The 562-nt window shown below is 54.6% G+C and carries 1 protein-coding gene; it reads left to right on the forward strand.

Features of this window, described 5'->3' with window-relative positions:
• On the forward strand, nucleotides 1-562 hold a 562-nt coding region (locus HGP29_RS28555; RefSeq protein ID WP_168885849.1), incomplete at both ends, for a POTRA domain-containing protein.

Genomic DNA, 562 nt, shown 5'->3' on the forward strand with positions numbered 1-562 from the left:
CACCGCGTGGTGCTGCATATTCAGGTCAACGCGGGCCGCCGCTACTCGGTACGCCAGATCCGCTTTTCCGGTAACGACACCTCCCGGGACGCGGTGCTGCGTCGTGAAATGCGCCAAATGGAAGGGGCGTGGCTCAACAACGAAAAAGTCGATCAAGGGAAGGTACGTCTTGATCGAACGGGTTTTTTTGAGAACGTTGAACAGCAGATCGTTCCGGTCAATGGAACGGCGGATCAGGTCGATGTGGTCTACAAGGTGAAGGAGCGCAACACCGGCTCATTCAATGTGGGCCTGGGATTTGGTACGGACAGCGGCGTGAGCTATCAGCTTGGCGTGACGCAGGATAACTGGCTGGGAACGGGTAATAGCGTTAGCTTCAACGGGACGCGCAACAGCTACCAGTCTTATCTTGAACTGGGGGCGACGAACCCGTGGTTTACCGTAGATGGCATCAGCCTGGGCGGAAAGATTTTTTATAACAGCTATGATGCTTCTGATGCGGATGCCGGGAGCTATAACCAGCAGAGCTATGGTTTAGGTAGTACGCTAGGGTTTCCCATTA

The sequence above is a fragment of the Flammeovirga agarivorans genome (assembly GCF_012641475.1).
Taxonomy (GTDB): domain Bacteria; phylum Bacteroidota; class Bacteroidia; order Cytophagales; family Flammeovirgaceae; genus Flammeovirga; species Flammeovirga agarivorans.